General features: G+C 65.3%; 14 protein-coding genes and 3 pseudogenes. 10 read left to right on the top strand and 7 right to left on the bottom strand.

The features are described from left to right. Positions 1-56 precede the first annotated feature (56 nt). Entirely contained in the window at positions 57-1,874 is a 1,818-nt protein-coding gene (gene glmS, locus LDZ27_RS01135; protein WP_244814960.1) for a glutamine--fructose-6-phosphate transaminase (isomerizing), read from the top strand. A gap of 359 nt (positions 1,875-2,233) precedes the next feature. Here the strand turns inward: glmS and LDZ27_RS01140 are convergent. Further along, positions 2,234-2,950 (bottom strand): annotated as a pseudogene (locus LDZ27_RS01140) (FadR/GntR family transcriptional regulator). Positions 2,951-3,221: 271 nt separating this feature from the next. Between LDZ27_RS01140 and garL the strand changes: the two are divergent. The 3 genes and pseudogenes from garL to gudD all read left to right on the top strand — a co-directional run. Then, entirely contained in the window at positions 3,222-4,007 is a 786-nt protein-coding gene (gene garL / locus LDZ27_RS01145) for a 2-dehydro-3-deoxyglucarate aldolase (protein WP_244814961.1), read from the top strand. Positions 4,008-4,054: 47 nt separating this feature from the next. After that, a complete protein-coding gene (locus LDZ27_RS01150; RefSeq protein ID WP_244814962.1) occupies positions 4,055-4,954 on the top strand; it encodes a 2-hydroxy-3-oxopropionate reductase in 900 nt (299 codons plus the stop codon). Between the two features lie 67 nt (positions 4,955-5,021). Next, positions 5,022-5,356, top strand: a pseudogene (gene gudD / locus LDZ27_RS01155) (glucarate dehydratase); the annotation flags it as partial. A gap of 3 nt (positions 5,357-5,359) precedes the next feature. On the opposite strand, the gene LDZ27_RS01160 reads toward gudD, so the two are convergent. From LDZ27_RS01160 to LDZ27_RS01170, 3 genes are all read right to left on the bottom strand, one after another. After that, positions 5,360-6,184, bottom strand: a complete 825-nt coding sequence (locus tag LDZ27_RS01160; RefSeq protein ID WP_244814963.1) for a DUF72 domain-containing protein — start codon at positions 6,182-6,184, stop codon at positions 5,360-5,362. An 86-nt stretch (positions 6,185-6,270) separates the two neighbouring features. Further along, positions 6,271-6,537: a cupin domain-containing protein gene (locus tag LDZ27_RS01165; protein ID WP_244814964.1), complete on the bottom strand. Its 267-nt coding sequence runs from the start codon at positions 6,535-6,537 to the stop codon at positions 6,271-6,273. Positions 6,538-6,604: 67 nt separating this feature from the next. Next, positions 6,605-6,901 carry a hypothetical protein gene (locus tag LDZ27_RS01170; protein WP_244814965.1) on the bottom strand — a complete coding sequence of 99 codons (297 nt, stop codon included), beginning with the start codon at positions 6,899-6,901 and terminating at the stop codon, positions 6,605-6,607. A 356-nt stretch (positions 6,902-7,257) separates the two neighbouring features. On the opposite strand from LDZ27_RS01170, the pseudogene arsC reads away from it, so the two are divergent. From arsC to LDZ27_RS01190, 4 genes and pseudogenes are all read left to right on the top strand, one after another. Continuing rightward, positions 7,258-7,679 (top strand): annotated as a pseudogene (gene arsC, locus LDZ27_RS01175) (arsenate reductase (glutaredoxin)). Between the two features lie 127 nt (positions 7,680-7,806). After that, positions 7,807-8,106, top strand: coding sequence for a hypothetical protein (locus LDZ27_RS01180; RefSeq protein ID WP_244814966.1), 300 nt, complete (start codon positions 7,807-7,809; stop codon positions 8,104-8,106). Between the two features lie 153 nt (positions 8,107-8,259). Continuing rightward, positions 8,260-9,432, top strand: coding sequence for a GGDEF domain-containing protein (locus LDZ27_RS01185; protein WP_244814967.1), 1,173 nt, complete (start codon positions 8,260-8,262; stop codon positions 9,430-9,432). 58 nt (positions 9,433-9,490) lie between these two features. Next, complete coding sequence (locus tag LDZ27_RS01190; protein WP_244814968.1) at positions 9,491-9,889, top strand: RidA family protein; 399 nt, start codon at positions 9,491-9,493, stop codon at positions 9,887-9,889. A gap of 1 nt (position 9,890) precedes the next feature. On the opposite strand, the gene LDZ27_RS01195 is transcribed toward LDZ27_RS01190, so the two are convergent. Beyond that, positions 9,891-10,490: an alpha-ketoglutarate-dependent dioxygenase AlkB gene (locus tag LDZ27_RS01195; RefSeq protein ID WP_244814969.1), complete on the bottom strand. Its 600-nt coding sequence runs from the start codon at positions 10,488-10,490 to the stop codon at positions 9,891-9,893. A 132-nt stretch (positions 10,491-10,622) separates the two neighbouring features. On the opposite strand from LDZ27_RS01195, the gene LDZ27_RS01200 reads away from it, so the two are divergent. Further along, positions 10,623-11,015, top strand: a complete 393-nt coding sequence (locus LDZ27_RS01200) for a response regulator (protein WP_244814970.1) — start codon at positions 10,623-10,625, stop codon at positions 11,013-11,015. Between the two features lie 6 nt (positions 11,016-11,021). Here LDZ27_RS01200 and LDZ27_RS01205 read toward each other — a convergent pair whose 3' ends face one another. After that, positions 11,022-11,828, bottom strand: coding sequence for an endonuclease/exonuclease/phosphatase family protein (locus tag LDZ27_RS01205; protein ID WP_244814971.1), 807 nt, complete (start codon positions 11,826-11,828; stop codon positions 11,022-11,024). A 33-nt stretch (positions 11,829-11,861) separates the two neighbouring features. Then, a complete protein-coding gene (locus tag LDZ27_RS01210; RefSeq protein ID WP_244814972.1) occupies positions 11,862-12,398 on the bottom strand; it encodes a hypothetical protein in 537 nt (178 codons plus the stop codon). 328 nt (positions 12,399-12,726) lie between these two features. On the opposite strand from LDZ27_RS01210, the gene LDZ27_RS01215 reads away from it, so the two are divergent. Continuing rightward, on the top strand, positions 12,727-13,704 hold the full coding sequence (locus tag LDZ27_RS01215) for an AAA family ATPase (protein WP_244814973.1): 978 nt from the start codon (positions 12,727-12,729) through the stop codon (positions 13,702-13,704). Positions 13,705-13,817 lie beyond the last annotated feature (113 nt).

Below are 13,817 nucleotides of genomic sequence, written 5' to 3' on the forward strand. Positions count from 1 at the left end.
AAGGTCCGGCCCTTTTCGATTGTGCGTTCGAGTTAAGACATCAAAGGGAAAACGCCATGTGCGGAATTGTCGGCGCGGTTGCGCAACGTAACATCGTCTCGGTGCTCGTCGAAGGATTGCGGCGGCTCGAATATCGCGGCTACGACTCGTGCGGCGTCGCCGTGCTTAGCAATGGCGAGCCGCGCCGCGCGCGCAGCGTCGCGCGCGTGTCCGATCTCGACGCGCAAGTGAAGGACACCGGCCTCGGCGGCATGACGGGCATCGCGCACACGCGCTGGGCGACGCATGGCGCGCCCGTCACCAGCAACGCGCATCCGATCTTTTCGCGCGATACGGTGGCGCTCGTGCACAACGGCATCATCGAGAATTACGAGTCGCTGCGCACGATGCTGCGCGACAAGGGTTACGAGTTCGTGTCGCAGACGGATACGGAAGTCATCGCGCATCTGATTCACAGCATGTATCGCGGCGACCTGTTCCAGACCGTGCGCGATGCCGTGAAGCTGCTGCACGGCGCGTATGCGATCGCGGTGATCCACAAGGACCAGCCGCATACGGTGGTGGGCGCGCGTCAGGGCTCGCCGCTGGTGGTGGGCATCGGCGAGGGCGAGAACTTTCTGGCCTCCGATGCGCTCGCGTTGGCGGGCAGCACGGATCGCTTCGCGTTCCTCGAAGAAGGCGATGTCGTCGAGATCGCGCTCGATGGCGTGAAGATCGTCGATCGCGACGGCCTGCCCGCGCAACGCGAAGTGCGCGTAGTGACGGCTTATGGCGGCGCGGTCGAGCTCGGGCCGTATCGCCATTTCATGCAGAAGGAAATCTTCGAGCAGCCGCGTGCGATCACCGACACGATCCCGCAAGCCGACAGTTTCGACGCGAGCCTCTTCGGGGAAGGCGCGAAAGAGGCGTTCGCGGGCATTGACAGCCTGCTGATTCTGGCTTGCGGCACGAGCTATTACTCGGGGCTGACGGCGAAGTACTGGCTCGAATCCATCGCGAAGATTCCGACGCAGGTCGAGATCGCGAGCGAGTACCGGTACCGCGAGTCGGTGCCGAATCCGAAGGCGCTCGTCGTCGTCATATCGCAATCGGGCGAAACCGCCGACACGCTCGCCGCGCTCAAGCACGCGCAGTCGCTCGGCCACACGCACACGCTCGCGGTCTGCAACGTCGCGACGAGTGCGATGGTGCGTCAGACCGAGCTGGCCTTTCTCACTCACGCGGGCACGGAAATCGGCGTGGCGTCGACGAAGGCGTTCACGACGCAGCTCGTCGGCCTGTTCGTGCTGGCAGTGACGCTCGCGAAGATGCGCGGTCACGTCGATGCGAAGCAGGAAGCGGCGTATGTCGGGCAGTTGCGTCATTTGCCGGCGGGACTGAACGCGGTGCTGGCGCTGGAGCCGCAGATCATCGCGTGGTCGGAGGAGTTCGCGCGCAAGGAAAACGCGCTCTTCCTCGGGCGCGGGCTGCATTATCCGATCGCGCTCGAAGGCGCGCTCAAGCTCAAGGAAATTTCGTATATCCACGCGGAGGCGTATCCGGCGGGCGAACTGAAGCACGGGCCGCTCGCGCTCGTGACCGAGGCGATGCCGGTCGTGACGGTCGCGCCGAACGACGCGCTGCTCGAAAAGCTCAAGTCGAACATGCAGGAAGTGCGGGCGCGCGGCGGCGAGCTGTACGTGTTCGCGGATGCGGATACGCGCATCGTCAGCGAGGACGGGATTCATGTCATCCGCATGCCGGAACACTATGGCGCGTTGTCGCCGATCCTGCATGTGGTGCCGCTGCAATTGCTGGCGTATCACACGGCTTGCGCGCGGGGGACGGATGTCGACAAGCCGCGCAATCTGGCGAAGTCGGTGACGGTGGAGTGAGGGTAGCGTCGGCGTTTTTGCCAACACCTTCCCTGAAAGCGCCTCTTCGGAGGCGCTTTTTCTTTGTCCTCTTGATCGACGCCCAAGCCAGCCTCTGTGGACAACCCTGTGCCCACTGCACCGCTCAACCTGTTGGCCTTTTCTGCATAACTCGCCGATGTCGAGTAAACGCGGAAAGTTGTCCTCGCTTGCCGCCGCAAATCGTCGAACAATACCGAAGTTGTTTACGTCGCAAGTCGTTGACCCATAACGCCAGAATCGGGTTATCCACCGAAACGCGGGGCGCTTGTTAACTACTACCACGTATACATACGCGTTTCCTTTGTTTACTTAAGCAAGCGGCCGCAGTGCTCAAAACATCACCCGCATTCAGCCAGCCGCTCGCGGCTATTGCTCGAATGCATTCGCATGGCAGCACGCGCGTCGTCGGCATACTGACGGACGATCGCCTGATAGATCGCGTTATGGTCGTTCAGCACGTTACGCAGCCGTTCGACCTGATCCGTCTAGGCAATCTCGGCCCGACGCAAGCGCGGGCGCGGACCCACGGCGCGTCCATGTGGCTGAGCACATCGTAGAAATAGCGATTGCCGCTCGCCCGCGCGATCTGCAAATGAAACTCGACGTCGTGTTGCAGCACATCGGTGCTGCCGTTCGCGACCTGTTCCTCGAAGCGCTTGAGCGCGCCTGCAATCTGCTTGAGATGCTGCTCGGTTCGGCGTCCAGCGGCGAGCGCGGCGGCAGCGCCTTCGAGATCGATGCGAAATTCGATGACCGCCACGACGTCGAGCAGATCCGACAAGTCCGCGCCCCGCAGACGCACCGCCTCGCGGTCGGCGGGCGCGCGTACGAACGTGCCGACGCCGTGACGCCTTTCGACGATATTTGCCGCCTGCGATCGCGACACCGCCGCGCGCACCACCGAGCGGCTCACCGCGAATTGCTTCATCAGCGCGACTTCGGTCGGGATACTGTCGCCGGGGCGCAGCGCGCCGCGCTCATGTCCTCATCAGGGTTGAGACGACTTTATCGGTGAGACTGGCCGTCTCGATAATGCTTGCTGCGTCGTCGGACATGCGGGAGCGCGCGGCAGTCCGCCGACAGCGATGAAAGGGCGGATGGTCCGGCGACACTGAGTCGGCACACCGCGTATCCGTCAATTCAAGCGGCGCACGCACGAAATAAGATGTCGTACAACACTGCGTAAGGATCACTTCTAAGAGCGACGCCCGGAACAGGCCAGTGCGGGTAAACGCTCCTGTCGTCATCCACGATTTGCCAGTATCTTGTGTTAAGACATCCTATGACTTAATCCGAAAGCACGAGCGGCCACCACAAGGAGGCATCATGCCGTCAACGACACCGTATCAACCGTTGCCAAACGCATTCCGGACCTCGCTGCGCGCGCGGGAGAGGCTGATCGGCTGCTGGATGTCGCTCGCGAGTCCGATCGCGACCGAGATGATCGGCGTCGTCGGATTCGACTGGATGCTGCTCGACGCCGAGCACGCGCCCAACGACGCGCTCACGCTCATCCCGCAACTCATGGCGCTCAAGGACAGCGTGAGCGCGCCGGTCGTGCGGCCGCCCGCGAACGACGCCGTCGCGATCAAGAAGCTGCTGGACTCCGGTTTCGTCAACTTTCTGATTCCGTTCGTCGATACCGCCGCCGATGCAGAGCGTGCCGTCGCGGCGACGCGCTATCCGCCGCAGGGCATTCGCGGCGTGTCGGTCGGGCATCGCGGGAACCGTTACGGCACCGTGGCGGACTACTTCAAAGTGGCAAACGACAACATCAGCGTCGCGGTGCAGATCGAGAGCCGCGCGGCCGTCGATGCCATCGACGAAATCGCCGCGGTCGAAGGCGTCGATGCGCTCTTCGTCGGTCCGTCCGATCTTGCCGCCAACTATGGTCAACTCGGCAACGCGAACCATCCGGACGTGCAGGCGGCCATCGCGCATATCTTCGAGCGCGCGCACGCGGCAGGCAAGGCGACGGGCATTCTCGCGCCCGTCCAGCAGGACGCGGAGCGCTATCTCGCAATGGGCTGTACGCTCGTCGCCGTATGCGCGGATCTCGGCTTGCTCAGGAACGCGGCGCAGGCCGTGAAGCAACACTTCATCGCCCGGTAACGACGAGCCGCGCTCGCCTTCCGGCAAGGAACACAAGGAGCAGACATATGACGACAAAAGCAGGCTTTATCGGACTCGGCATCATGGGACATCCCATGGCGGCGAATCTCGTCAAGAACGGCGTCGAGCTGGCCGCGTTCACACGCAGCGGCGTGCCGGCCGAACTGACGCAAGCGGGCGCCACCGCCTGCAACAGCCCGGCGGAAGTCGCGCAGAAGGCCGACATCGTCTTCCTGATGGTGCCGGACACGCCCGACGTCGAGCGCGTCCTGTTCGGCGAGAACGGCGTCGCGAACGGGCTGCGCGCGGGACAGATCGTCGTCGACATGAGTTCGATCTCGCCCATCGCGACGCGCGAGTTCGCCTCGAAAGTGCGCGAGCGCGGCGCGGACTATCTCGACGCGCCGGTATCCGGCGGCGAGGTCGGCGCGAAGGCGGCATCGCTGACGATCATGGTCGGCGGCGCGCAGGCCACCTTCGACAAAGTGAAGCCGCTCTTCGAGATGATGGGCAAGAACATCTCCCTGATCGGCGATGTCGGCGCGGGCCAGGTCTGCAAGGTCGCGAATCAGGTCATCGTCGCGGCGACGATCGAGGCGGTCGGCGAGGCGCTGCTGCTCGCATCGAAGGCAGGCGTCGATGCGGAAAAAGTCCGCACGGCGCTGATGGGCGGCTTCGCGTCGTCGCGCATTCTGGAAGTCCACGGCGAGCGCATGACCAAGCGCACGTTCAATCCGGGCTTTCGCATCGAGCTGCACCAGAAGGACCTGAATCTGGCGCTTTCGACGGCGCAATCGCTCGGCGTCGCGCTGCCGAACACGGCGACTTGTCAGGCGCTCTTCAACGCGTGCACCGCGCACGGCGGCCAAGCGTGGGATCACTCGGGCATGGTCCGGGCGCTGGAGATTCTGGCCAATCACGAGATCGGGCAGGACGCGAAGTCATAGCGCGCTCGGGGCGTCATTCGCGCATCGGCATCGAGCCGGCGAAAGCCGGCTTTTTCGTTTCCTGATCGTCGCGCAAATGTGCAACGACTGGGGCGTCACCTGGGGCTCGCATTCGAACAAATCACTTCGACGCGTCGCTCGCCATGTTCGCGCACGTCGCCGCCGCCGCGCCAGGCAAGATCACCGCGATCGACACGCACTGGATCTGGCAGGACGGTCAGCGCCTGACGCGCGATCCGCTGGAAATCGTCGGCGCCGGGTCTGGGCGTCGAACTGGACATGACGAAATCGAGAAGGCGCACGCGCTGTATCGGCAGCATGGGCTCGACGACGGCATCGCCATGCAATCTCTGATTCCGAACTGGACGTTCGACAACAACGAGACCATGTCTCGTGCGCTAAACGTCAGGCCGGCTCGTCGAGCCGCTTGATGAGCGCCATCGCGGCGGCGGGGTTCGCGGCCTTGTAGCCGCTGATGACGTACAGATACACGTCGCGCGCCGCTGACTTCTCGGCCGGCCCGCCGACCGTCGGCAAGTCGTCCGGCGCACCGCCCGCCGCCCATTCCTGCGCGCGCGCCGACCAGCGGTCGAGCGCGGCCTTCGGGTAGCCGGTCTTCTGCTTTTCGGTCGTGCCCATGATGCGCGCATAGACGAAGGGCGCGGTCACGTCCGCGATCTGCGGATACTTCGAATCGCCCGCCACGACCACCGCGACGCCGTACTTGCGCACGAGCGCGACGAACGCCGCATCGACGAAACTCTCGTGCCGCACTTCGACGACGTGACGAATCGCGCGGCCTTCCACCGTCGCGGGCAGGAGCTTCAGGAAGCTCTCGAAGTCTTCGGGATCGAAATGCTTGGTCGGTGCGAACTGCCAGTTGATCGGCCCGAGCTTGTCCTTCAGTTCGAGCACGCCGCTCTCGAAAAAGCGCTCGATGGAATCGCCCGCTTCGGCGAGCACCCTCCGATTGGTCGCGTATCGCGGCGCCTTCAGCGAGAACACGAAGTCCTCGGGCGTTTCGTCGTGCCACTTCGCGAAGGTTTCCGGCTTCTGCGTGCGATAGAACGTGCCGTTGACTTCGATGCTCGTTACCGCGCGGCTGGCGAATTCGAGTTCACGCTTGTGCGCGAGGCCTTCCGGATAGAACGTGCCGCGCCACGGCTCGAAGTCCCATCCGCCGATTCCGACACGAATGCGTGCCGCGCTGCCAGTCTTTTTGGTCGCCATGGGGCATCTCCGGTCTCACGCGGTCGCTGTGTGCCACGAGTGTAGCGAACCCGGCACGAACGTGCGCCGCACTGTTCTTCGCCCGATTATTTGCGTCCGACGAGATAGCTCACGCCTTGCGGCCCGAATTGCTCGGAGTGCTCGACATTGGCCGGCAGATGAAAGATGTCCCCCGCGCGATACTGGCGCGCTTCGTCGCCGACGCGAATCGTCAAATCGCCTTCGACGATCAGCGCCTTCGCTTCGAACGGATGCGCGTGCACATCGAGCGCTTCGTTCGGCGCGCGCGTGACGGTCACGACCTGGTTGAAGCCTTCGCGCGAGAGCGCGGCGAGAAAGTCGTCGCGATGCATGTAGCGGGTTCTAGAGAAGATGGAGGGCGCGCCCGGCCTCGGACGGGCGCGCCACGGCAAAGCGCGTTCAGTTGCCGAAGAAGATATCGCACTGCGGCCCGCGCACGCAGGGCTTCGAGATGGGATTGCTGCGCGTGGTCATCGGGCCGGCGTCGCTGCGGGACGACGGCATGCCGCCATACGACGTGTCGCCCGACTGTCCCTGCGCGTTGGCGTCCTGCATCCCGCCGGATTGCGTCCACGTATCGGGCGTGGCTTGTCCTGGCACCTGCGCGGTTCGATAGTAAGTCTGCTGCGCCGACGCGATGCCGGCAGCGGCGAATAACGAGGCGGCGAGCGCCGTCATGACGAGACGTGATTTCATGTCGACTCCTTGATGGCGATGCGCTCGCGTGAAGATCGCGCACCGGTTTTCCTTTCCACTTTCGTGCCGTGTCCGCACGGCTCGGTGCGGACGTTCGTGCATGACGCGCCCGCCTCGAATCGATGCGATGTGGTGGCTGGGAGCAGCGGCCGTGCCACGGGCATTTCCGTTATAGGCCGCGCTTTCGCCTATTGACAGGACAATCGACAGCTCAATGGACAAGACAGCGCTCATGCGCCGCCATCCGGCCGGCAAGATGACGCGAGCCGGGCGCGACCGCCATCGCAGCGCGCGTTCGGCTCTAGAATGCGAGGCATCGACGAAACCTGGAAGCGAGCGAACCTGAGGAGACGCCCATGACCGTCACGATCTACCACAACCCGAAGTGCGGCACCTCGCGCAACACGCTCGCGCTGATCCGCAATGCGGGCATCGAGCCGAACGTCGTCGAATATCTGACGTCGCCGCCGAGCCGCGAGACGCTCATGGCGCTGATCGCGCGCGCAGGGATTTCGGTGCGCGACGCGCTGCGCGAGAAGGGCACGCCCTACGGGGACTCGGCTTGAGCGATCCCGCGCTCACCGACGATCAGCTCATCGACGCGATGCTCGCGCATCCGATCCTCATCAACCGTCCGTTCGTCGATACGCCGAAGGGCGCGCGTCTGCGCCGTCCGTCCGAACTCGTGATCGACATGCTGCCGTCGCCGCAGAAGGGGCCGTTCACGAAGGAAGACGGCGAAGTCGTGATCGACGCGCAAGGCCGGCGCGTGCGCTGACGCACATGTCTGCTGCGTGCCGTTACCTTGCGTTACCTTTCTGGCAGTGCTGTTGCACCTGTGTCGCGAATCGCCTTCTAGACTGCACCTGACTCACACGGCACTCGGTGCAAGGAGAAAGCGAAAAATGAAGAAAAAACTTCTTGGTACGGCCATCGGGCTTGCGGGAATGGCGGCGCTCGCGGTGTCGGCATCGGCGTTCGCCCATGTCGATGTGGCGGTCGGGCTCGGCGTTCCGGCTTATTACGGCCCCGCGCAGCCGGTCTATGTGCAGCCGGCGGTTCCCGTCGCGTATGGATACGGCTACGGCGAGCGCGACGAACGCTGGCGCGAGCACGAATGGCGCGAGCGTCGCGAATGGCGGGAACGCCAATGGCGGCACGAGATGCATCGCGAGGAACGCTGGCACGATCATCACGGCTGGTAACGGAGCAACGGGCACACTCGGATGACGACGCGGCGGACCGTTCGGTCCGCCGCGTTTTTTCATCGCCTCTCAAGATGTGCGCGCTCGCGCCGTCATTGCATGGATCGTGTCGCGGCGTGCCAGCGCCTCACGCACTCCAACTCATCATCTGCGATGTTCAGTCCCGTCAGCATTCTCGTCGTCACCGCGTTGTCGAGCGTTCTCTCGATACTCGTGCTGGTCTCGCTGGCGTCGCACGCCATCGACGGCGTGTCGCGCTGGATCTGGGCGAACGTGCTGGCGATCGCATCGCTCCTGCTGTTCGCCGCGCAGAACGTCGCTCCCGCGTGGCTCGGCGTGGTGGCCGCCAATCAGCTGCTCGCGGCGACCATCCTGCTCTTCTACGAAGGCTGCAACGATTTCTTCGGCGTGCGCGTCGATGCGAAAGCGCGCGCGACCGGCTGGATCGCGTGGGCGGGCGTGCTCGCGGGCATCGTCTACTACACGTATGGCGCGCCGGACGTGCATATGCGCGTGGTGGTCGTCTCGGCGTTTCATGCGGCATGCGATCTCGCGATCACCGGACGCATCCTGATGTCGCGCCCGCCCGAGCGACCGCGCTACAACTATCTGTTCGTCGCGGGGACGTCGGCGCTCGGCGCCATCGGTCATACGGTGCGCGGTGCGATCTACGCCGTGAAGCCGCCCGGCGAGACCGCGCTCCTTCAGCCCGGCCCGATGCAAATCACGTTTCTCGCGCTCGGCATTCTCGTGCTGCCGTCGCTGTGCATCGGGCTCGTCATCATGGCGCACGACCGCCTCGCGATGCGCCTCGAGCGCCTCGCGCGCTTCGACGATCTCACCGGCGCGCTGTCGCGCAAGGCGCTGCTCGCGGCCGCCACCGCGCGGCTCGCGCGCGGCGCGGAGGATGACCGGCGCGAGTTCGTCGCGGTCATCGATCTGGATCACTTCAAGAGCGTGAACGACCGTTACGGACACGCCGGCGGTGACGACGTGCTGCGCCACTTCGCGTCGATCGTGAGCGCGCGCATTCGTGACGACGATGCATTCGGGCGCATCGGCGGCGAGGAATTCTGTCTCTTCTGCAGCGCGGCGCGCCTCGCCGATGTGACCGCGCTCGTCGAACGGCTGCGCGTCACCGTCGAAGCGACGCCGTGCGGCGTGCCGGGCGGCGCGCTGCATTACACGTTCAGCGCGGGCATCGCGCAATGGGACGGACGCGAGCCGCTCGCCTCGCTGATGGCGCGCGCCGACGGCCTGCTCTACGAGGCGAAGGTCGCCGGGCGTAATCGCGTAAAGGCGCTCGCCGAAGATATGGCCGCGTGAAGCGCCGAGCGAATATTGGCGCGCTAAGGTAGGCGGCTCCTCACTCCCGACGAGACCCATGAGCCATCAACCCAAGTTCTCTATGATCGACGCCGCGCCGACGCCCGTCGGCCCGTTCTCGCACGCGGCGGAAGCCGACGGCTGGGTGTTCCTCACCGGCCAGATGCCGACGCATCCCGAAGACGACGCGGCGCCGCTGCCCGAAGGCATCGCCGCGCAGACGCGCCGCGTCATGGATAACCTGATTCTCGTGCTGACGGGACTCGGCCTCACGCTCGACAACGTGGTGAGCGTGCGCATCTTCCTCACCGAGTTCAAGCGCGATTACGACGCGATGAACGCTGTCTACCGCTCGTACTTCGCGCCGAAGCCGCTGCCGGCGCGCACCTGCATCGGCGTGACGGGACTCGCGCGCGATGCGCTCGTGGAGATCGACTTCGTCGCGAAGAGACCGTGATTCACTTGCGTGCGCGGGACGCATCCACCCAGCGGAACGTGAGATTGATGCGCTCGCCGCGCGCGCCCGGTTCCTTCGGCACGCGATGCACCCATTCGAGCTGCGTGCGTCCGCGCATCACGAGCAGGCTGCCGTGCGTGAGCGAAAGCGCGTGAGAGGCGTGCGTGCGGGCGTGGCGGAATTCGAAGCTGCGCGTGGCGCCGAGGCTCACCGATGCGATCACCGGCTCGGGGCCGAGTTCGCGCTCCTTGTCGGCGTGCCAGCCCATGCTGTCCGCGCCGCTTCGATAACGGTTGATGAGCACGCTGTTGAACCGCGCGCCGCATGTGTCGCACGCGGCATCGCGCAAAAGCGCGACAGCGGGCGTCCACGGCTGCGGCACATTGCGGATGCCCGAATAGACGTAGACGGCCTCCGGCTCGCCCTGCCACGCGGTCAGGCGCGGCAGCGGCACGCGGCCGCCCGGCGTGTTCATCGAGTCCTGCTGCCAGCGCACTTCGTCGATGAGCGCGGCCATCAGGTCGGAGCCCGCGTCCGCGCCGATCCAGTCCGGATGCCACGCGATATCGGGCTTGGGGATGTCGTCGAAGAGATCGAACATGGCAAGGCGACGATGCGGCCGAAAGATTCACGATAGCAGAGCCGTCGCGCGTCCGCGTTGCGCCTTCATCCGACTGCCCGCAATGCCTGTGCTACAGTCGGCGAGCCAATCATGCAAAGAGCGGAGCCACGCATGAGCCTCACCGCCGAAACGAATAAAGGCACGGCCTGCCGCCGCATCCTGCTCGTCGACGACAGCGCCGACGCCGCCTTCGCCATGTCCATGCTGCTCGAAGCGCTCGGTCACGAAGTGCGCACCGAATACGACGGAACATGCGCGCTCGATTCCATCGACGATTTCCGGCCCGATGTCGTGCTGCTCGACATCGGCTTGCCGGGAATGAGCGGCCTGGATGTGGCGCGCGAGATGCGCAAGCGCGATGCGACCCGCGACGCGCTGCTGCTCGCGCTCACCGGCTACGGCAGCGCGGCGGATCGTCAGAGCGCGCTCGACGCGGGCTTCGATCATCACCTCACGAAGCCGGTTTCCATCGGCGCGCTCGAAGCGCTGCTCACGCGCGCGTAAGCCGCGCTATTCGATGCGCAGCCGCGCCATGTACGGCAGGTGATCCGAAAGCCACGCGGTGTCCTGCGTCGGCACGATCCATTCAACGGCTTTGAGACCGCGCACGAACATCTTGTCGAGCGCGAGGGCCGGCGAGAATGCCGGGAACGTGCGGCCGGATTCGCCGAGCATCGTTGCGACTTCGTTCATGCCGAGTTCGCCGAAGAGCGGCACCGAGTCGTTGCGCCAGTCATTGAAGTCGCCCGCCAGCACGAGCGGTCCTTCCGGCGCTTCCTTCGCGATCCAGTGCGCAATCCAGTTCATCTGACGCAGACGCGCCGAACGCGTGAGCGCGAGGTGCGCGCATAGAAGCGTGATCGCGTGGCCGGCGAACGTCGCGCGCGCGACCAGCAGCCCGCGCTTCTCGAAACGATGCGCGGAAATGTCCCATCGTCCGGAAAGATCCAGCGGATGCGGCGACAGAATCGCGTTGCCGTGCCGCCACGACGGCTTGAACACGTTCGGCCCGAGCGCGATCTGCAATTCGAGCGCGGTCGCGATTTCGGTTGCCTGACAGTGCCAGACATCGTCGAGCGGAGCGGAGAGCGGCTTGCCGAAGCCGCTTGCGAGCACCGGCTGCGGCAGGCGGCGCGCCATGGCTTCCTGCAAAAAGTAGACGTCCGCGTTGGTGGTTTGCACCCACCGCTGCATCGCGTTCCAGGCGCGCAGGCCGAGCGGCGAGCGGCCCTTGTGCAGGTTCCAGCTCACCGCCGTGAAATCCGGCGTGACCGCTCTCGCGGACGGTGCTGGCGGAAGATGTTCTGGGTTTCGCATGCGTTCGTTCTGTTGTGCGTGGCGGCGCGACGGTCACTGCGCCGGCGCGGATGAAGCCATGCTGGCGCGGACCCGGTACGCCAGCGAGGGATTGCTGTCGACGATCTGCCACGTCGCCCATTCGCCCGGTTTCAGCACGAGCCCCGGATGCGACGCGCTGACCTGACGCGGCGCCGGCGGCACTTTACAGCCCGAAGGCGAGGCGCGCGACGCGTCGTCTTCGAGCGTCTCCTGCGCGTCGATGGCGAGCGTGATGTCGTCGGCGCTCGCGTGCGTCGGCGAAACGGTGAGCGTGCGTTGCAGGTCGACGTCGCCGGCGGGCTTGTCCGCGCATCCGACGCGGTTCTGCACGACGTTGTGGTGCGTGTCGGTGCGCGCCTGGCCGACGTTCGTCGTCGCGGAAAACGAGTCGATCTGCTGGCCGTCGCGCACGACCTGCAATTCCCACTGAACCGGCTGTGGCGCGCCTTGCGCGAAGGCGCCGTGGCTCGCGGCGATACACGCGCCCGCAACGAGCGCCCGGCCGAGCGAATGCATGAATGCGATGCGGTTTGTTGTCGTTTTCGTCATTGAAGGCTTCTCCGGCGCGCGGGCGGATCGGATGGCGGCGCGGGCGCACGGCTTGCCGCCTGCGCGACGCCGCCGGACGGCGTTGCCCGGCGACTTCGTTGTGACAGGACGGACGCGGGGTGGTTCAGCGCTTGCCTCACGCCGGCCGTTGCAGTGACAGCACGTTCCGAACCCGCCCGCCGCGTCCATGCCGACGATGATACTAGCGCGCGGGGGCCGCGGTCCGCATCGCGGAAACTGGCAGCAGACGCGCGCGACTGCTCGCTTGCGCGCGGTTTTGTCATCGATACACTGAACTCGTCGAACAAGGCAAATCACGGGGTGCGACATGACGACGGCCGTAGTGAAACAGGAGTTGGCGGTGGCGTCGTTCAGCAAGGTCTACAGTCTCGACGACGTGGAAACCGCGCTGAACGATCTCACGGAAGGCGCGAGCGAGGCGCTGCGCGCCACTTACGAAAAGATGCTCAAAGCGGGCAACCTGCGCTTTTGCGTGAAGCCCAACCGCATGCCTTCCATCGACGATCTCGCGGCGTCGCTGCCGAACTTCGACGAACCGCTCGACGATATCCGCAAGCAGATCGCGCTCTGCCTCGAAACCGACGACCGTCTCGAACTCATGCCGATGCTGCTGCTGGGCGAGCCGGGCATCGGCAAGACGCATTTTGCGAAGCAGCTCGCGCGGCTCCTCGGCACGTCGAGCCATTACGTCGCGATGAGTTCGCTGACAGCCGGATGGATTCTCTCGGGCGCGTCGTCGCAATGGCGCAATGCGAAGCCCGGCAAGGTCTTCGACGCGCTCGTGAACGGCAGCTACGCGAATCCCGTCATCACCGTCGATGAAATCGACAAGGCGACCGGCGACGCGCAATACGACCCGCTCGGCGCGCTCTACGCGCTGCTCGAGCACGACACGGCGCAGGCGTTCACCGACGAATTCGCCGAAGTGCCGATCAACGCGGGCAATGTCGTGTGGATCGCGACCGCCAACGACGCGGGCGCGATTCCCGAACCGCTTCTGAACCGCATGAACGTCTACGAGATTCCGGCGCCCGACCGCGACGGCGCGCGGCGCATCGCGCAGGCGATCTACGCGGAAATCCGCGACGCGCACGCGTGGGGCGCGCGCTTTCCGGAAACGCTCGGCGACGCGCCGCTCGACGCACTGACGAAGGCTTCGCCGCGCGGCATGCGGCGCGCGATGCTCAACGCGTTCGGCAACGCGCGCATCGGCGGCAGGCACCACGTCGAGGCGCGCGACATCCAGCTCGACCGGCAGTCGCGCCGCAAGTCGATGGGATTCTGAAAACCGCGAAAAAACGCGCCGAAAGCCGGCTTTTGCGACATCTGGCGGCCAGATTCTCGCGAATTTCCGAATTGCACCGGAAAACGGCGCGTAACGCGTGCGTTTGTTGTGCG

Source organism: Caballeronia sp. Lep1P3 (assembly GCF_022879595.1).
In the GTDB taxonomy this organism is placed as follows: domain Bacteria; phylum Pseudomonadota; class Gammaproteobacteria; order Burkholderiales; family Burkholderiaceae; genus Caballeronia.